An 18,312-nucleotide genomic window follows, 5' to 3' on the forward strand; every position below is an offset into this window, starting at 1 on the left:
TTATCTGCGCGACCTTCCTGACATCCTCCTGTTGACACAACGTGATACATCTGGACATCCGATGTACCAAACGAGGTACGATTTTCATCGCTATTTTTGCTACTCTGCGCGCCAATTTCTTGTAAAACATGCGGTTATAACCCGCAACCATCATGAGGCGGTCATGCAGCTATGCAGTTTTTACCTTCCTGAACAGGGGAAGAAAAGCTTTGGTATCGTTAAGGCTCAAGGCGTAGTGGATGTCGGTATGCGCCTGGGAAAAGCCTGCCCGGATTTAAAAACCTTCCTGACGCGCTCGTCACTGGCCGACCTGACTGCTTTTGAGGCGATGCCCGCCGATCATGTTTGGTCAACTGTGCAGTTTCTGCCCGTCATCGAGCAGCCTGGTAAAGTGTTTTGCGTGGGCATGAACTATGCCGATAAACGCCAGGAATTCGCCGCCACGCTGGATGCCCCCACGTTATTTGTACGCTTTGCTGACTCCCTGGTCGGCCATGAGCAACCGTTGCAAAAACCCACCACCACCCAGGAGTTTGATTACGAGGGGGAACTGGCGGTGATCATCGGCCAGCCTGCGCATCAGGTTAAGGCGGAAGAGGCGCTGAGCGCGGTGGCAGGATACAGCTGCTTTATGGATGCGACGGTGCGCGACATGCAGTTTACCTGGTTTACCGCAGGGAAAAACTGGCCGCAAACCGGAGGCTTCGGGCCCTGGATGACTACCGCCGACGAGATCCCTGATCCGCAGCAGTTGACCATTAAAACGGTGCTGAACGGTCAGGAAGTACAAAACGATACCACCGGCAGCATGGTGCATCCGGTAGCCAACATTATTGAATACGTTTCCGCCTTTAGCCCGCTGTCGCCAGGCGATGTGATTATCACGGGTTCACCGGGCGGCGTGGGTAAAAAACGCACGCCGCCGCTGTTCATGTTCAGTGGCGATGTGGTTGAGGTTGAGATCGAAAAAATCGGCCGCCTGCGCCATACCATTGCCTGACCCAATGCATTAACCGCCTGCCTCTGCCATTCCCGTCCTACACTCAATGGATACCCAGGAACAGGAGCAGCTGATGAGGCGTACCATCCAGTGTAGAAAGCGGCAGGGCATGGCGCTTGCCGCCGGGATCGGCTTAGGTGTCGCGGCGGTCATGTGGGGCACGAAACGCTGGCAGCAAATGAAGCAAACGCCGCCGGTTTCACCACGCAGTCATCACGCGGGATTGGCGGGTTATTATCAACAGATCGGTGACTGGCGCATGTTTACCCGCGTCACGCCTGAGGAACCTCAGGGGTTGCCCGTGGTGCTGATTCACGGCCTGGTAATGTCGGGGCGGTCGATGGAATCACTGGCACTGGCGCTGGGACGGGATTATCACGTTCTGGTGCCCGACCTGCCAGGCTTTGGCGGTAGTGCGTTGCCCGCATCCGCACCGGTTCTTTCGGTGAAAGCGCTGGCCGATATCCTGTGGCAATGGTTACAGCATAACGGTTTTCAGCGGGCGATCTGGGTTGGGAGCGCTTTTGGCTGCCAGGTGCTGGCGGCTCTGGCGGATAAATACCCCGAAGCGGTGGCAGGCCTGGTATTACAGGGGCCCACCGCCGATCGCCACGCGCGCAGCGTGGTTCGTCAGATATGGCGAGGCTGGCGTAACAGCCGAATGGAAGCGCATCGATCGCCCGACTCGCTGGCCCGAATTGACTGGGCGAAAGCCGGTTTGCCGCGAGCCTTTGGCACCCTGCGCGCCATGCTGAACGATCCTATCGAACACCACCTGACCTATCTCACCGCGCCAACCCTCTTGCTGAGAGGCTCGCGCGATCCGGTTTGCCCGGCGCGCTGGCTGGATGAGCTGGCGGGGCTGCTGCCGCACAGTGAAAAAATCACCCTGCGCGGCGGCACGCACCGGCTGCACTATGTCTATCCGTGGAGTTTCTGCCACGCCATCCGACCTTTTTTGGCGCGTATTCAGCAGGAGAGCCAGCATGAGTAAACCTCCTAAGGGCATTGCCCGGTTTGATTCAGCCGCCACCATGCTGCTGGCCTTAGCGAATGCGCTGCACGATCGGCCTTTTGCCAGTCCAGGCCAGTCGCCCATGTTAGACCGCTTACTGCCTTCGCTTGATCGGTTACCGACCCGGCTGCGTGAGTGGGGCTATGCGGTCAGTGGCCTGGCCGAGGGCATCAGTCACAAACAGGCCAGTGAACTGGACGTCGAAGGCATCGCCGAATGGATGGTCAGTACCTATCCGCAGCGCGATTATCCGGCTGCGTTTGTCGGTGCCACTAACGGTGCCATGGTGCATCTGGCCGCGGCGATGGGAACGCCGTGGCTACCGCAAACGTTTTTGTGCCCGGTGCGGGTACAGCAGAGCGATCCGGATGACGCCCAGTCCGAATTTGAAAACGGCAAGGCCGTGGCAGCAGCGTTGCTGGCGACCTGGCCTAAGCTTGCCGTGCACCACATGCAGGATCCGAGTCAGGATCGCCTCCTGCTGGAAAAAATGCACTATTTCCGCCTGAAGCTGCGCGACATGCCGCTGGCCTTCAATGAGTTTCTGCTGGGAGGATTACCGGCGGGATCAACACTGTTCATTAATCACTGTACGCGACAGTGGCCGGTAACGCGCACCAGTGACCGCTCTTTCTTTCAGTTTGGCGCCCCCGGCGGCGCAACCGAAAAGGAGTATTTGCAGGGCGGGCCGAGAGTGGCGGAATATCTGGCGCGGGCAGGCGTGGATCGGGCGCGTTGGGAACCGCCTGCTATCACCGACCACGTCCCTGAAGCCGAATGGGGGCTGGATGGCTACCTGATTTCGCCACTGAAAAAGCTGGCAGAAGCCCAGCGCTGGCGGCTGATGGAGATTCGCTACGACCATCCCGAAGCGCTGAGTTTCGTGGTCGCTGAAATTTATCGCGACTGGTATCTGGCGGCGGGCATATTGCCTGCCCGGCTGACGGTAGACAGCTTTTTACTCATGGATCCCTGGTGCAGCATGCAGCAGCACGCGATTCCGTTCTGGCTGATGTTTCCATCCGTGCCGTCGGCTGATGCGCTACAGCGCTTTCTTGAAAAGCAGCCGCCTTTCAACCATATCGATATGATGCTGTATTCGCACGGCACCGACAGCATTGGCCTGGCGGACATCGATCGCTGGAAACAGCTGTTAGCCTTCGCCAGGGAAGAGGGCGCATTAGTCGGGGTAGATGAAACGCGCTTCCCCCACGATTTTGCCACCTTTTCCCGGTTCGATTCGGCGCTCCGGGAGCGCGCCCCGCTACTGCCTGCGCCGCCGCCGCTCAGTATTGATAAAACGATTGCGGGCATTCAGCGTTATGGTGCGCGCCACGGCGTGACCCTCCACCCGCTGACCTGAATCGGGGATATCAGGCGCCGTCCGTGATGGGTTTACGCACCAGCAGCAGGTACGCCAGGGCGCCAACCAGGGTGACGCAGGCGCAAATCATCAGCGCCAGGCTGAATGATTTGGTGGTATCCAGTACCCATCCGGTCACGACCGGCGCACACGAGGCAAAGATAAAGCTGGCGAAGTTTTGAATGCTGCCCACGGACGCCGTCATACGCGCGGTGACGTTGGCATGAATCAAACCCCAACAGGAAGTACCGGCAAAGTGGATGCAAAACAGCGCCATCCCAATCAGCGTCACGGCGCTGGTGGTGTCGGTCGCGCGCGTAACGATAGCGGTAAACCCGGCAGACAGAATCATACCGCTGACAATGCAGACTTTACGGGTTTTTACCGCATCCCAGCCGCGCCTGACCAGCGCATCAACCACATAGCCATTTAACAGCATGCCTGCGGCACCGAACAGGAAGGGAATGGCCGCCAGTAATCCCGTGCTTTTCAGGTCGAGATGATAGGTGGATTGCAGATAGCCCGGCAGCCAGGCGATATACAGCCAGGCGGTATAGTTGATGCCGCTGAAGCCAATCATCATGCCCCACATGGTGCGTTGTTTAAACAGCCCACGCCATTCTTGAAAGCTGATCGGCTCTTTACGCGATGCCACGCTGCCTGCCTGCAGGTAGTGGATCTCTTCAGCGCTTAGCTGTTTGTTATCGCGATCGCGGTAAACCAGGTACCAGCCGATGGCAAGAAACACACCCAGAATCCCGATGGTGACAAACATGCCGCGCCAGCCCAGAACCAGCATCATGGCCGCCAGGATCGGCGGCGCGATGGATAAGCCAATCATCGAGGCGGCGTTAAACATCCCCATCGGCATACCGCGATCTTTAATGTTAAACCAGTCGTTGATGACCTTGACCCCGCACGGATTCATGGGGGCTTCACCAATGCCGAGCCCAATACGCACCAGGACAAACTGCGTAAAGTTATGCACCAGTCCGGACGCGGCCTGGAACAGGGACCAGATAAACATTCCCAGGCCCAGCATAATACGCGGTCCTTTACGGTCTAGCAGCGCACCGGCGGGCAACTGCGCCAGCCCATAGGCCAGCGAAAACGCAGACAACAGCACGCCGATCTCGGTGGCGCTCAGCCCCATTTCATCACGAATGGTCATGTTGGCCACAGACAGCGAACTGCGATCCAGGTAGTTAATGACGGCAGCAAACAGCAGCAGCAGCATGGCAGTAATCTGGACTTTACGAATGCGCGGCGAGCGCACGATATCACTGCGCCACGGCACAAACGCCTCATCGGGCGAAGTGTCGGACGGGTTCGCGTGATCAACAACCGATCTGTGTTCCATGGCAATCTCCCCGGGCAGGCGATTCATCATTATTGTGAGTATTACGGTCGCCCGGCGGTACAAGGCCGTCGGGGCGTTGCGCTGAGAGTAGGGGGAATGAACAGGATATGTTGTAAAGTTGTTTCAAAATCGTGCGGGAGCTAATGCTTTGTGGTTTTTAATCGGGTTTTAATTGTACTGATTAATGCTCCGTACCATAGAGCGCTTGGCGGTAGCCAGGTGGTTATGCAATGCGCACAGCGCATCCACATCCCGGCGGCCAATCAGGGCGGACAGAATCGCCATATGCTCTTCCAGCGCGACGATGTTGCGCTGCTTAAGATCGCTTTCATCCCACTGATAATGCGAATGAAAAATCACTGAAATAATCTCCAGCGACTGATTAAAAAAGGGGTTGTTGGCGGCAGACAGGATCAGCCAGTGCAGCTCTTTATCGAGGGCAGCAAAATGGCGATAGTTGCTGGCGATCGTTTCGCGCATCGATCGGTGGCGATCCAGCAGATCTCTGGCCTGGATCCAGCGTTCATCCTCTCTGGGCAAATTTAGAAAGCGGGTAAGCGCATGAGTTTCCAGCATCTCGCGTAGCTCAAATAACTTTTCGGCGTACTCCTGTGAAAACTTTTTCATCTGCCAGTGGCCGCGTTTAACCGGTTCCAGCAGGTTATAACGCATAAAATGCAGCAGGAATTCCCGTACCGCTACCGGGCTGACGTTGGCCTGTTTTGCCAGTTGCAGTTCGCTGAACGTGTCACCGGGCTGCAGCAGTCGCTGATTAATCATATCAAAAAAGCGTTTTTCCACCTGGCTGGCCTGCAGCTCTATGGCTGGCGTGACGGCGCTGAGGCTGTCTTGCTCTTCAGGCTCGCGCACGATGACCCAGCTCTCTTTTACGTTCTCCAGCACGCCGCGTTGGTGCAGATAACGCAGAGCATGCCGCACCGTAGTGCGGCTGATATTAAACATTTCAGCCAGGGCGGCCTGTGGCGGCAGGGGCGACTGAATATGACCCTGGGCAATGCTTTCCAGCATATGGTTGATCACGTTATGACGTAAATTCTGACTACGGCTCATGAGCGGCTCCGGTTTTTTATGCATTAAAAACCATTGAAGGCCCAAAAAAACCGTCACGCTTCACAGAACGCGCAAAGGAAATGCCTTGTCACGGCAAGATTAGCCATAACTGCGCTAACGATAACGGGAGTCTTACCATGACAACAATGAAAGCATTAGTCATCGCCGAACCACGCAATATGGTCTGGACCACGCGCGCAACGCCTCAACCCGCGCCAGGGGAGGTGCTGATTAAAATTGTCAGCGCGGGCATCTGCGGCACGGATATCCATGCCTGGGCGGGAAACCAACCTTTTTTTAGCTATCCACGGGTACTCGGGCATGAACTCTGCGCAGACATTGTTGAAACAGGCAGCGCCGTGGAGGGGTTTGCCGTTGGCCAGCGCGTGGCGCTGATCCCCTATCTCTCCTGTTATCAGTGCGATGCCTGCCAAAGTGGTAAAACCAACTGTTGTGAACATATCTCAGTTATTGGCGTACATCAGGATGGTGGCTTTTGTGACTATCTGAGCGTGCCTGCGTCAAACCTGTTGGCCGTGGATGCGCTGGCACCTGAGGCGGCGGCGCTGATTGAACCCTTTGCGATTAGCGCCCATGCGGTAAGGCGTGCGGCAGTGGCACAGGGCGATGCCGTGCTGGTGGTGGGCGCTGGCCCTATTGGGCTGGGGGCGGCGGCCATCGCGGCGGCCAATGGCGCGCAGGTCATCGTGGCGGACACCAGTGAATACCGCCGCCAGCACGTCAGTCAACAGCTGGGTCTTCCCGCGCTTAACCCGGCTGACGCCGATTTCATCACCAAGCTGCGCGCTGGATTTAACGGTCAGCTGGCGTTAACCCTGATCGATGCCACGGGCAACCCGGCGGCCATGAACGCGGCGGTTAACCTGATTCGGCATGGCGGTACGGTGGTTTATGTAGGCCTGCACAAAGGCGACCTGGTCATCCCCGACAGTGAATTCCACAAAAAAGAGAGTACGTTGATGGGCAGCCGGAACGCTACGCGCGAAGATTTTGACCGGGTGCGTGAACTCATGGCCGCCGGGAAACTGCGAGCAGACATGATGCTGAACCGCCATTTCGCCTTCTCTACGCTGGCAGAGCACTTTGAGGAAGCGGTTATCAACAATCGTGAGTTGATTAAAGGCGTTATCGATTTTGATCGCTAACGGTGGATGACAGGAGCCGTCTCGCCGCCAGGCTTATCGGCTGAGCAACTGAAAAAAGTGTTTCCGCACGGCCTCCGCATCAACCCCCAGTGCGATGCGCTGTCGAGGCAGATTGCGGAAGGGATCATGCCGGGACGCCAGGGCGCTCAACTGACGCACCGTCTGGCCGCAGGCAATGCCTTCCGTAATGACACGAAGCGGGCTTTCCACCAGCGTGAACGCGTCAGGCAAACACAGCCAGGATATCGTCAGCGTGTCATGCAGCGCCATACCAGAAAAGCCTTCTTTCTCAAGGCTGTATGCCAGATAGGGGCGGCAGATCGCATGCAGGACGGGTTGATGAAGTCGATCGACCTCATCGCTGTGGATCAAGACGTTATGCGTGACATCGAGCGGGATCACCACGATCGGCAAGGTGGAAGAGAGAACCTGATCGGCGGCGTGAGGATCTTTCCAGATATTAAATTCGCTGAAGGGTGTGACATTCCCGCTGTGCCCATCCGTGCCAAATGCGCCGCCCATCATGACCAGCTCTTTCACCAGCGGAATAATATCCGGCGCCTGATTGATTGCGCTGGCGATATTGGTCAGCGGACCTATCGCGACAAGCGTGATTTCACCCGGACTGGCCCGCACGCTGTCGATAATAAACTGAACGGCACCGGGTGCCTCATCGCTGAAGGGATTATCAAACGCGTCACCTAAACCATCTTCACCATGCAGTCGGGCAGGCGCGCTCGGCGCCAGGGCCAATGGACGTGAACAGCCCCGGTATACCGGCACCTCAATCGCCATTTTGTGGCAAAACAGCCGGGCGTTTTTCACGGCCTGTCCCACGGCAACGTTGCCAAACACCGTAGTAATGCCCAGCAAATGTTGGGTGCGGGCGGCATAAGCCAGAGCAAAGGCATCGTCTACGCCGATATCAGTATCTAAAATGACAGTTCGCACAGGCCGCTCCAGAACAGGCTCATCCCTTCGCTATGCGTGAAGGGCATTAAACGGCCCTTTAAGGCCGCTGGCAGGTCACCATTTAAGCGGAAAACGGCTCAAGAGGAAACCTGAATTGTGTGGCCCAAAACCGTCTGCTTTGCGGCAGCCTGAGCGGGGGCATCTGTCCAGGCGGCGTCGGTTGGCATTGCTGATTTCCCCGCTCAACTGTGGTTGCCAGTCAGAAAAAGGCGTCGTATTATGGCGCGCATAAGGTGATGGCGTTCCACCTTTCCCAACCGCCTGCAGGCGTAACCTGCGGCTGATGACGCCTGACATTATCCTTAATCCTTTCGCGGGAGCTGGAGTGTCAGGTGCATACATTTTTTCTGGCCCTCCACCCTCTTCTGCGCAAATCCTGAAATGGAGTCTGTGATGTTAAAACCGCTATTGGCTGTGATTTTGGGCGGCAGTGTGGGCTGTGTACTGCGTTGGTGGTTCGGTATGCGTTTTAATGCGTTTTTCCCCAATCTGCCACCGGGGACTTTGCTGGTGAATTTGATTGGCGGATTCGTGATTGGCGGTGCAATGGCCTGGTTTATCAAAAATCCCTCACTCGATCCCGCCTGGCGGTTACTCATCATTACGGGCTTATGCGGCGGGCTCACCACGTTTTCCACGTTTACAGCAGAGTTAATGACCTTATTGCAGACCGGCAAATACCTGTGGGCGATGAGCAGTGCGCTGGTGCATGTCATTGGCTCGTTACTGATGAGTTTTGCCGGTTTCGCGCTCATTAACCTGTTGGGCTAGCCTGAGGGCCAAACCGGCATGTCTGCGGTTTAGTCCTGCAAGCACTGAGCAATAAACCCGGCGGCGTGCATCGCGCCCTGACCCGAAATCGTGTGACCGGTCTGCGGCTCAAATACCGCTTCGACCAGGACGCCAGCCGCCTTCAGGCGAGTGGCCGCCGACTCGCTTTCACTGGCCGGTATGACCGTATCAGCACGGCCATGAATTATCAGGGCTGGCGTGTGAGGTGCTGGCGTCAGCGGGCCGTCAAAGGCCAGGCGTCCGGAAAACGCCACCACGCCCGCGAGCGGATAACGCCCGGAAGCCAGCAGATCCAGCGCCATAATTGAGCCCTGCGAAAAGCCCACCAGAATGACGTTTTCCCAGCGATCTGCCATTCCGTGCTGCGCCATCAGATGACGAATAACGTGGTCAAAGGCCTCGCGGGCTTCACGCACCCGACCCGGGCGATTTTCCGGCGTAATCCCGGCCAGGCTAAACCACTGATAGCCCGCGCCATGCTCAAAGACGTAAGGCGCATCCGGTGAGGCAAAGGCCACATCCGGGAGCAGGGTTGCCCAGTCGTCGCCAATGGGGGCCAGATCGTCGCCGTTACTGCCCACGCCGTGCAGGAAGATCACCAATGCTTTTGCCATGTCCGTTCCTTCGCTGTTTTGTCAGATTCTGCAGGCATTTGAACAGCTGGCGGGATTAACGTCAAAACCTAACGACGCTTCAGGTCGCGCGTTGGCATGAGGCATTCCGTGCCGTTCTGCTTTCCCTGAACCCTAAAACCTGCTTGACTGACGTGTCATCGGTTGCTGTCTGGAGTTATGCATGTCGTTGTTCCACCTGAGTTCGCTTTCAGATATCTCTGCCGCTGAATGGGATGCGCTGTTACCCGATCAACAGCCTTTTTTACGCCACGCGTTTTTGCTGAGCCTGGAAGAAAGTGGCAGCGTCCGGCCGGAAAGGGGCTGGCAGCCCGATCACCTTCTCTGGCGTGAGGCCGGTGTGCTTCGCGCCGCGCTTCCCGGTTATCAAAAGTTTCATTCTCAGGGTGAATACGTTTTCGATCACGCCTGGGCAGATGCCTGTCAGCGCGCCGGGATTCCGTACTATCCGAAATGGCTGGGCGCGATTCCTTTCAGCCCGGTCACAGGGGCACGCGTACTCGGCGCAGCGGATGCCGCCGCCCGACTGCTTGCGGCTCTCCCGGACGCGCTGGCTGAACAGGGGCTGAGTGGTGCGCATATCAACTTCACCGACCCGCAAGCGAACGCCTTGCTGGCGGCGCAACCTGACTGGCTGTCACGCCTGGGCTGCCAGTATCACTGGCACAATCGAGGCTATCGCGACTTTCAGGATTTCCTGGATACGCTGATGTCGCGTAAACGTAAACAGCTGCGAAAAGAGCGCGAGCAGGTGGTGCAGAGCGGTTTTGAATTTGACTGGTATCGCGGCGATCAACTGCGCGAGGATCAGTGGGACTTTGTCTATACCTGCTACGCCAATACTTATGCAGTGCGCGGCCAGCGGCCCTATCTGACCCGCGCCTTCTTCAGCCTGCTGGCTGAGAGGCTGCCGGACAATATTCGCGTGGTCATTGCCCGTCTGCAGCAACAACCGGCGGCGATGGCCTTTTACCTCAAGGACGGCCAAAGCCTGTATGGCCGCTACTGGGGCTGCCTGGCGGAATTTGACCGGCTTCACTTCGAAACCTGTTTTTATCAGGGGATGGATTTCGCCATTGCGGAAGGGCTGCAACGCTTTGATGCGGGCGCGCAGGGCGAGCACAAACTGGTACGTGGTTTTGAACCCCAGATGACCCACTCCTGGCACTATCTGTGCCATCCCGGCCTGCGCGCGGCCGTGGATGACTTTCTGCAGCAGGAGCGGCAAGGCGTCCATCTTTGGGCCGAAGAAGCCCGTGACGCCCTGCCATATCGACGCGGCGATTAATCTGCGCCAACAAATCCTCCCGTCTGATGCTGCCACAGACGGGCATACAGGCCATTTTGAGCCAGTAGCTCAGAGTGACTACCGATTTCCACAATCTGGCCTTTTTCCAGCACCACCAGACGATCCATTTTGGCAATGGTGGACAGGCGGTGGGCGATGGCAATCACCGTTTTGCCCTGCATCAGGGATTCCAGGCTTTCCTGAATCGCGGCTTCCACTTCGGAATCGAGCGCGGACGTCGCTTCATCCATAATCAGGATCGGCGCATCTTTCAACAGGACACGGGCGATAGCTACGCGCTGGCGCTGCCCGCCTGACAGTTTCACCCCGCGTTCGCCCACGTGTGCATCCAGACCAAACCGGCCCTGAGAATCCGACAGCAAGGGGATAAACTCATCGGCGCGGGCGCGATGAATGGCTAACTGGAGTTCTTCTTCGCTGGCATCTGGTCGCCCGTACAGCAGGTTTTCGCGAATAGAGCGATGCAGCAGCGAGGTATCCTGGGTGATCATCCCGATCTGGCTGCGCAGGCTCTCCTGCGTCACTTCAGCAATATTTTGACCGTCAATCAGGATACGACCGCCGTTGAGGTCGTACAGGCGCAGCAGCAGGTTCACCAGGGTGGATTTACCCGCACCGGAAGGCCCAATCAGGCCAATTTTTTCTCCGGGTTTGATGGTCAGGTTCAGGCCATCAATGACCTGACGGCCGCCGCCATAGTCAAAACGGATAGCGTCGAAACGAATCTCGCCCTGCGTCACCTTTAGCTGTGTTGCCTTTGAGGAATCCTGCACGCTAAGCGGTTGTGAAATGGTATTCAGCCCGTCCTGCACCATACCGATGTTTTCAAAAATCCCGTTTACCACCCACATCACCCAGCCGGACATGTTGACCAGGCGGATCACCAGGCCGGTTGCCAGGGCAATGGCACCAACGCTGATCAGCGACTCGCTCCACAGCCACAGCGCCAGTCCTGACGTTGAGACAATCAGGATTCCGTTCAGCGTTGATAAGGTGAGGTCCATGCTGGTCACCATCCGGTTAGCCTGCTGCGTCTTATCCGTCTGCTCCTGAATCGCTTCGCGGGCATACTGACGTTCCAGATCGCTGTGCGCGAAAAGCTTGATGGTGGCGATGTTGGTATAGCCGTCAACAATGGTGCCCATCAGCTTCGAACGGGCCTCCGATGACACCACCGAACGGGCTTTTACCCGGGGGACGAAAAAGCGCAGCGCGGCAACGTAGGCCACAATCCAGATTATCAGCGGAATCATCAAACGCCAGTCGGCTTCTGCAAACAGGACCATCGCCGTTGCGGCATAGATCAGCACATGCCAGATCGCATCCACCAACTGTACTGCCGAGTCGCGCAGCGAATTACCGGTTTGCAAAATACGTTGCGCAATCCGCCCGGCGAAGTCGTTCTGAAAAAAGTTCATGCTCTGCCGCAGGACATAATTATGGTGCTGCCAGCGGATCATACTGGTCATGCCGGGGTTAATGCTCTGATGGACCAGCATATCGTGCAGTGCAATAAACACCGGGCGCAGTATCAGCGCGACACAGCCCATCCATAACAACGTTTGCCAGTTATCCCTGAACAACGTTGCTGGCGTAGCGTGATTCACCAAATCGATAATGCGGCTCAGATAACTGAACAGTGCAACCTCAATCAGTGCGCCAATTAATCCCACCACCAGTAGTGCGGCGAAGCTCGGCCACACCTGACGCAGATAGTAAAAGTAAAATGGCCAGACCCGTGAAGGCGGCATATCGGTTGGCGCATCCTGAAAAATATTGATAAAACGTTCGAAACGACGATACAACATAGAGTCACTCTTTCCGTTCGGGAAGAGTTACAGCTTAGTGCATGTGTACGCCCGATTAAAAAGGATTAAATATGGATATCACTCTGCGCGGCCGCGAGCCTGGCGATGCTGCGGCATACCAACGTCTTTACGGTAATCCGGCGGTTTATCCCTGGACGCTTCAGTTGCCTTTCCCCAGCGTCGCGACCTGGGAAAAGAAGTTTGCAAAGATGGATGCGGAAGGCTTTATCAATTTTATCGCCGAAGTTGAGGGGGAAATGGTGGGCGAACTCACGCTGTTTACCAATCATAATCCGCGTACCCGCCACTGCATCAGTTTCGGTATTGGCGTCGATCCCGCCTTCTCTGGTCGGGGAATCGGAGAGCATTTGATTCGTAACGCCATGGATTATGCGCGCAACTGGCTGGGCATCACCCGTATGGAACTGGAGGTGTTTCACGATAATCACCGGGCGCTGGCGCTGTATGAGCGACTGGGTTTTGAACGCGAAGGCATCCGCCGCCAGGCGTCACTGCGTGAAGGCAAATTTCACGATGTGGTGATGATGGCAAAATTGCTCACTGAGACAGCCTGACCACGCTCTTTTTTACCGGTTAACAGGAAAAATCTCCCTTCGACGACTAAAATTTGTGCTGTGCCACAGTTCGCACAAAATGACCTGCACAAAACCGAGTGCCTGCCGATATCACGATATCACCCGCTGATACTCTGGAGGGAGATTGTGATTAAACTCATCACCATTGACGAACTAAAACCGGGTATGTTCGTCCACAAGCTTGAAGTCTGGTGGTTTAAAGACAAACGCATTCGTAATCAGATGTTGATCACCGATCAACGTCAGGTTTCGATGTTTCGTCATGAGGGCATACAGCGTTTATGGATCGATATGGAGAAATCGATTTCAGTGACGCCATCTGTGCCGAAAAAGGTCGATTCAGGCCTGCGTGCGCCTTTTTCTCAGGAAATGGAGCAGGCGCAGCATATCTTTGAACAGGGAAAGCCAAAAGTGCTGGCCATGTTCAGCGAGGCACGCCTGGGCCATGGTCTGAATCTCAATGACATGATTGCCATTGTCGATCAGATTGCGGGCTCTATTGAGCGTGAGCCCTCTGCGCTGTTACGCGTTGCGCAGCTAAAGGATCATGACAATTACACCTACCTGCATTCCATGGCGGTCTGTGGGCTCATGATCGCCTTTGGAAAAAAACTGGGGCTGGATGCTCAGCAGCTTCAGCGGGTGGGGATGGGCGGATTACTGCACGACCTGGGTAAGGCAGCCGTACCACTCGCTATCCTCAACAAACCGGACACGCTCAACGACGAAGAGTTTAAGATCATGCGTGAACATCCGATTGCCGGTGCGCAAATGCTGATGGATGCACAGGCAGGCGATGATCTTGTGGATATCGCGCTGCATCACCATGAAAAATATGACGGTAGCGGCTATCCCTATGGCCTGAAAGGCCATGAGATCAGCGTGTATTCCCGCATGGCGACGATTTGTGACGTTTACGATGCGCTGACCTCAACGCGGCCTTACCGTAAAGGCTGGACCCCAGCCAAAACCCTGCAAATGATGTTGAGCTGGCCGGGGCATTTCGACAGTACCTTACTGCACGCTTTCGTCAGTACGATAGGGATGTATCCCGTCGGTTCCCTGGTTCGCCTGGCGTCTGGACGCATTGCGCTGGTGGTGAAGGTCGGCGATAAGTCATTACAGCGACCTACGGTGCATGTCTTCTGGTCACTGCACGCGCAGCGGGAAATCAAACCTGAGGTGCTGGATCTGGGCGACAGTTTTTGTACTGACAGCATTGTGTGTGCCGAAGATAACGGCCGTTGGGACAACGTCGATCTGCGCCGAATCTGGTTGCTGGACGCCGCCTGATATTGCGGGTCGTTTTTATACATTTTTTACATCCCCGACCCGCATTTTAACCCTTTCTTTATGTGCGCCAGCGCAAGCTACTCAGCAAATCCAATCCTCTGGAGGTTGCTGTGAGTGCAGGCGTAATAACCGGCATTGTGCTGGTAGTGTTGTTGCTGGGCTATCTGATCTATGCCCTGTTAAATGCGGAGGCCTTCTGATGGCGGCCAATGCGTTTTTACTGATCGCGGTTTATCTGCTGTTGCTGATGGTGATGGCGCAACCGCTGGGGCGTGGGCTGGCCGCGCTGGTTGCCGATAAACCCCTCTTTGCACGTGCTGAAGCCCTGCTGTGGCGTTTTTCGGGTGTACAAGAAGGCGGTATGCGCTGGCAGCACTACCTGCTGGCAATTTTGGTGTTCAACTTGCTTGGCTTCGTGGTGCTGCTCGCCATCCTGATGTTTCAGGGAGCGTTGCCGCTCAATCCGCAACATCTTCCCGGACTGAGCTGGGATTTGGCGCTGAATACCGCTATCAGTTTTGTCACCAACACCAACTGGCAGTCTTATGCCGGTGAAAGCACCCTGAGTTACTTCAGCCAGATGGTCGGGCTGACGGTGCAGAACTTCGTTTCCGCCGCCACCGGCATCGCCGTGGCGTTTGCGCTGATTCGCGGTTTTGCTAATCGTTCGGTGGCAACCCTGGGCAACGCCTGGCGCGATTTAACGCGCATTACACTCTATGTCCTGTTGCCGATCAGCCTGCTGATGGCGCTGTTTTTTGTCAGCCAGGGCAGCATCCAGAACTTCCTGCCGTATCACAACGTCACCAGCCTGGAAGGTGCGCAGCAAACGCTGGCAATGGGGCCGGTTGCCTCTCAGGAAGCCATCAAAATGCTGGGCACCAACGGCGGCGGCTTTTTCAACGTCAACTCTGCGCATCCGTTTGAGAACCCTACCGCGCTGAGCAATTTCGTACAGATGCTTAGTATCTTCCTGATTCCTGCAGCACTCTGCTTTGCCTTTGGCGAAAGCGTTAAAGATCGGCGCCAGGGCTCAATGTTGCTGTGGTCCATGACGTTGATGTTTGTCGTGGCTGCTGCGCTGGTGATGTGGGCCGAACTACGTGGCAACCCGCACTTTCTGACGCTAGGGGCTGACAGCGCCATCAATATGGAAGGCAAAGAAACGCGCTTCGGCATTCTCAACTCCAGCCTGTTTGCGGTGATTACGACGGCGGCGTCCTGCGGTGCGGTAAACGCGATGCATGACTCGTTTACGGCGCTGGGCGGTATGGTGCCGATGCTGCTGATGCAACTGGGCGAGGTGGTGTTTGGCGGCGTGGGTGCCGGTCTGTACGGGATGCTGCTGTTTGTCTTACTGGCGGTGTTTATTGCCGGGTTGATGATTGGCCGCACACCGGAATTCCTCGGCAAGAAAATCGACGTATGGGAAATGAAAATGACGGCCCTGGCGATTCTGGTCACGCCCGCGCTGGTGTTGATCGGTACGGCGATTGCGATGATGACCGACGCCGGACGCGCAGGTATGGCAAACCCCGGAACGCATGGCTTTAGTGAAGTCCTGTATGCCGTTTCGTCGGCCGCCAATAACAATGGCAGCGCCTTTGCGGGCCTGAGCGCCAATACGCCGTTTTGGAACCTGCTGCTGGCGGTGTGCATGTTCGTAGGTCGCTTCGGCATCATTATTCCGGTCATGGCGATTGCGGGGGCAATGGCGGTGAAAAAAGTGCAGCCGGTAGGTAACGGCACGCTCCCTACGCACGGTCCGCTGTTTATCGCACTGCTGGTTGGTACCGTCTTGTTGGTCGGCGCGCTGACCTTTATTCCTGCTCTGGCGCTGGGTCCGGTCGCCGAGCACCTGCAACTTATTCAGGGACAATAATCATGAGTCGTCAACAACAGGTGTTTGACGCAGCGCTGTTACGTACCTCAGCGATCGATGCGGTAAAAAAACTCGATCCTCGCGTGCAGTTTCGCAATCCGGTCATGTTTGTGGTTTACCTGGGCAGTATCCTGACCTCGATTCTGGCCATAATGATGTTTACCGGACACCAGAGCGGCAGCGCCAGCTTTACCGGCGCGATTGCCCTGTGGTTATGGTTCACCGTGCTGTTTGCCAACATGGCAGAAGCCCTGGCGGAAGGGCGCAGTAAAGCCCAGGCAAACAGCCTGAAAGGCGTTAAAAAGACCAGCTTCGCCAAAAAACTGTCGGCGGCGCACTACGGTGCAGCGTGGCAGCAGGTGGCGGCCGATGCGCTGCGTAAAGGGGATGCCGTGCTGGTAGAGGCCGGTGATGTGATCCCCTGCGACGGTGAAGTCGTGGAAGGGGGCGCATCGGTAGACGAGAGCGCGATCACCGGTGAATCGGCACCGGTGATCCGTGAATCGGGCGGGGATTTCGCCTCGGTGACCGGCGGGACACGCATTCTGTCTGACTGGCTGGTCATTACCTGCAGCGCCAACCCAGGCGAAACCTTCCTGGACCGGATGATCGCCATGGTCGAAGGCGCACAGCGTCGTAAAACCCCGAATGAGATTGCCCTGACCATTCTGCTGGTGTCGCTCACCATTGTGTTTCTGTTAGCCACCGTCACGCTGTGGCCTTTTTCAGCCTGGGGCGGCACGCCGGTCACCATCACCGTACTGGTGGCGCTGCTGGTATGCCTGATCCCGACCACCATTGGCGGTCTGCTGTCCGCTATCGGCGTGGCCGGGATGAGCCGGATGCTGGGCGCTAACGTCATTGCCACCAGTGGCCGCGCTGTTGAAGCCGCTGGCGACGTGGATGTGCTGATGCTGGATAAAACCGGCACCATCACGCTGGGTAACCGTCAGGCAACGCAGTTTTTACCGGCTCCCGGCGTCACGGAAGAACAGCTGGCGGATGCGGCGCAGCTGGCGTCCCTGGCGGATGAAACGCCGGAAGGGCGCAGCATCGTGGTGCTGGCGAAGCAAAAGTTTAACCTGCGTGAACGTGACCTGAGCAGCATGGGCGCCAGCTTTATTCCCTTCTCGGCTCAAACCCGTATGAGCGGCGTCAACGTACAGGACCGCCTGATCCGTAAAGGTGCGGTCGATGCGGTGCGCCGTCATATTGAAGCCAGCCACGGTGCCTTTCCGGCTGAGGTGAACGCCCGGGTTGAAGAGGTGGCGCGGGCCGGTGGCACACCGCTGGTGGTGGCGGAAGGCGCAAAGGTGCTGGGCGTGGTGGCGCTAAAAGATATCGTTAAAGGTGGCATCAAAGAACGTTTTGCGGAACTGCGCAAGATGGGCATTAAAACCGTGATGATCACCGGTGATAACCCGCTCACCGCCGCCGCCATCGCGGCAGAGGCAGGGGTGGATGACTTTCTGTCAGAAGCGACGCCGGAAGCCAAGCTGGCACTGATTCGTCAGTATCAGGCGGAGGGGCGCTTAGTCGCGATGACCGGTGACGGCACCAATGACGCGCCAGCGTTGGCCCAGGCGGACGTGGCGGTCGCCATGAACTCGGGTACTCAGGCGGCGAAAGAAGCGGGCAACATGGTCGATCTGGACTCGAACCCCACCAAACTGCTGGAAGTGGTGCACATTGGTAAGCAGATGCTGATGACGCGCGGTTCCTTGACCACCTTCAGTATCGCCAATGACGTTGCCAAGTATTTCGCCATCATCCCGGCCGCCTTTGCTGCAACCTATCCACAGTTAAATATGCTCAACGTGATGCAGCTGCACTCGCCCGCATCGGCCATCCTGTCGGCCGTGATTTTTAACGCCCTAGTGATTGTATTCCTGATCCCTCTGGCGCTTAAAGGTGTCAGCTATCGCCCCTTGAGTGCCGCATCGCTGTTGCGCCGTAATTTACTGATTTATGGGTTAGGTGGGCTGCTGGTGCCCTTTGTCGGCATCAAAGCGATTGATATGTTGCTCGTGCTGTCTGGTATGGCCTGAGGAGA

General features: G+C 56.7%; 16 protein-coding genes and 1 riboswitch. Of the genes, 11 read left to right on the forward strand and 5 right to left on the reverse strand.

The features are described 5' to 3' along the window. Positions 1-163: 163 nt before the first annotated feature. The 3 genes from ACPXSQ_RS19990 (at position 164) to ACPXSQ_RS20000 (ending at position 3,378) form a co-directional block, all read left to right on the forward strand. Positions 164-1,000: a fumarylacetoacetate hydrolase family protein gene (locus ACPXSQ_RS19990; protein WP_014604789.1), complete on the forward strand. Its 837-nt coding sequence runs from the start codon at positions 164-166 to the stop codon at positions 998-1,000. Positions 1,001-1,073: 73 nt separating this feature from the next. Further along, positions 1,074-1,994, forward strand: coding sequence for an alpha/beta fold hydrolase (locus tag ACPXSQ_RS19995; protein ID WP_015699334.1), 921 nt, complete (start codon positions 1,074-1,076; stop codon positions 1,992-1,994). Next, positions 1,987-3,378, forward strand: coding sequence for a hypothetical protein (locus ACPXSQ_RS20000; RefSeq protein ID WP_029570775.1), 1,392 nt, complete (start codon positions 1,987-1,989; stop codon positions 3,376-3,378). Before ACPXSQ_RS19995 ends, ACPXSQ_RS20000 begins: the two co-directional genes overlap by 8 nt. A gap of 10 nt (positions 3,379-3,388) precedes the next feature. Here the strand turns inward: ACPXSQ_RS20000 and ACPXSQ_RS20005 are convergent, their stop codons facing one another. Together ACPXSQ_RS20005 and ACPXSQ_RS20010 are read right to left on the reverse strand one after the other, a co-directional pair. Next, positions 3,389-4,738, reverse strand: coding sequence for an MFS transporter (locus ACPXSQ_RS20005; RefSeq protein WP_426144253.1), 1,350 nt, complete (start codon positions 4,736-4,738; stop codon positions 3,389-3,391). A gap of 168 nt (positions 4,739-4,906) precedes the next feature. Then, entirely contained in the window at positions 4,907-5,809 is a 903-nt protein-coding gene (locus tag ACPXSQ_RS20010; RefSeq protein ID WP_015699337.1) for a GntR family transcriptional regulator, read from the reverse strand. 137 nt (positions 5,810-5,946) lie between these two features. Here ACPXSQ_RS20010 and ACPXSQ_RS20015 point away from each other — a divergent pair, with 137 nt between their 5' ends. Continuing rightward, positions 5,947-6,975, forward strand: a complete 1,029-nt coding sequence (locus tag ACPXSQ_RS20015; RefSeq protein ID WP_022622550.1) for a zinc-binding alcohol dehydrogenase family protein — start codon at positions 5,947-5,949, stop codon at positions 6,973-6,975. 33 nt (positions 6,976-7,008) lie between these two features. On the opposite strand, the gene ACPXSQ_RS20020 is transcribed toward ACPXSQ_RS20015, so the two are convergent. Then, positions 7,009-7,926, reverse strand: a complete 918-nt coding sequence (locus ACPXSQ_RS20020) for a nucleoside hydrolase (RefSeq protein WP_015699339.1) — start codon at positions 7,924-7,926, stop codon at positions 7,009-7,011. 244 nt (positions 7,927-8,170) lie between these two features. Continuing rightward, positions 8,171-8,247, forward strand: a riboswitch (Fluoride riboswitch). A 93-nt stretch (positions 8,248-8,340) separates the two neighbouring features. Between ACPXSQ_RS20020 and crcB the strand changes: the two genes are divergently transcribed. Continuing rightward, a complete protein-coding gene (gene crcB / locus ACPXSQ_RS20025) occupies positions 8,341-8,718 on the forward strand; it encodes a fluoride efflux transporter CrcB (RefSeq protein ID WP_015699341.1) in 378 nt (125 codons plus the stop codon). Between the two features lie 29 nt (positions 8,719-8,747). Here crcB and ACPXSQ_RS20030 read toward each other — a convergent pair whose 3' ends face one another. Beyond that, positions 8,748-9,353 (reverse strand): alpha/beta hydrolase, encoded by a 606-nt coding sequence (locus ACPXSQ_RS20030; protein WP_072138376.1) that lies wholly within the window; start codon positions 9,351-9,353, stop codon positions 8,748-8,750. Positions 9,354-9,534: 181 nt separating this feature from the next. Here ACPXSQ_RS20030 and ACPXSQ_RS20035 point away from each other — a divergent pair, with 181 nt between their 5' ends. Continuing rightward, complete coding sequence (locus tag ACPXSQ_RS20035; RefSeq protein WP_029569256.1) at positions 9,535-10,659, forward strand: GNAT family N-acetyltransferase; 1,125 nt, start codon at positions 9,535-9,537, stop codon at positions 10,657-10,659. Here ACPXSQ_RS20035 and ACPXSQ_RS20040 read toward each other — a convergent pair. After that, on the reverse strand, positions 10,656-12,488 hold the full coding sequence (locus ACPXSQ_RS20040; RefSeq protein ID WP_014594844.1) for an ABC transporter ATP-binding protein: 1,833 nt from the start codon (positions 12,486-12,488) through the stop codon (positions 10,656-10,658). The two genes, ACPXSQ_RS20035 and ACPXSQ_RS20040, sit on opposite strands and share 4 nt — an antisense overlap. Positions 12,489-12,559: 71 nt before the next feature. On the opposite strand from ACPXSQ_RS20040, the gene ACPXSQ_RS20045 reads away from it, so the two are divergent. The 5 genes from ACPXSQ_RS20045 to kdpB all read left to right on the forward strand — a co-directional run bounded on the left by ACPXSQ_RS20045 (position 12,560) and on the right by kdpB (position 18,307). Next, positions 12,560-13,063: a GNAT family N-acetyltransferase gene (locus ACPXSQ_RS20045; RefSeq protein WP_028724494.1), complete on the forward strand. Its 504-nt coding sequence runs from the start codon at positions 12,560-12,562 to the stop codon at positions 13,061-13,063. Positions 13,064-13,210: 147 nt separating this feature from the next. After that, a complete protein-coding gene (locus ACPXSQ_RS20050) occupies positions 13,211-14,377 on the forward strand; it encodes an HD-GYP domain-containing protein (RefSeq protein ID WP_019106351.1) in 1,167 nt (388 codons plus the stop codon). A 110-nt stretch (positions 14,378-14,487) separates the two neighbouring features. Further along, a complete protein-coding gene (gene kdpF, locus ACPXSQ_RS20055; protein WP_015699348.1) occupies positions 14,488-14,577 on the forward strand; it encodes a K(+)-transporting ATPase subunit F in 90 nt (29 codons plus the stop codon). Then, a complete protein-coding gene (kdpA, locus tag ACPXSQ_RS20060; RefSeq protein ID WP_013027627.1) occupies positions 14,577-16,259 on the forward strand; it encodes a potassium-transporting ATPase subunit KdpA in 1,683 nt (560 codons plus the stop codon). Before kdpF ends, kdpA begins: the two co-directional genes overlap by 1 nt. A 2-nt stretch (positions 16,260-16,261) precedes the next feature. Continuing rightward, positions 16,262-18,307 carry a potassium-transporting ATPase subunit KdpB gene (gene kdpB, locus ACPXSQ_RS20065; RefSeq protein WP_013027626.1) on the forward strand — a complete coding sequence of 682 codons (2,046 nt, stop codon included), beginning with the start codon at positions 16,262-16,264 and terminating at the stop codon, positions 18,305-18,307. The last annotated feature ends 5 nt before the right edge of the window (positions 18,308-18,312 follow it).

Source organism: Pantoea sp. EEL5, from assembly GCF_049892805.1.
Taxonomy (GTDB): Bacteria; Pseudomonadota; Gammaproteobacteria; order Enterobacterales; family Enterobacteriaceae; genus Pantoea; species Pantoea ananatis.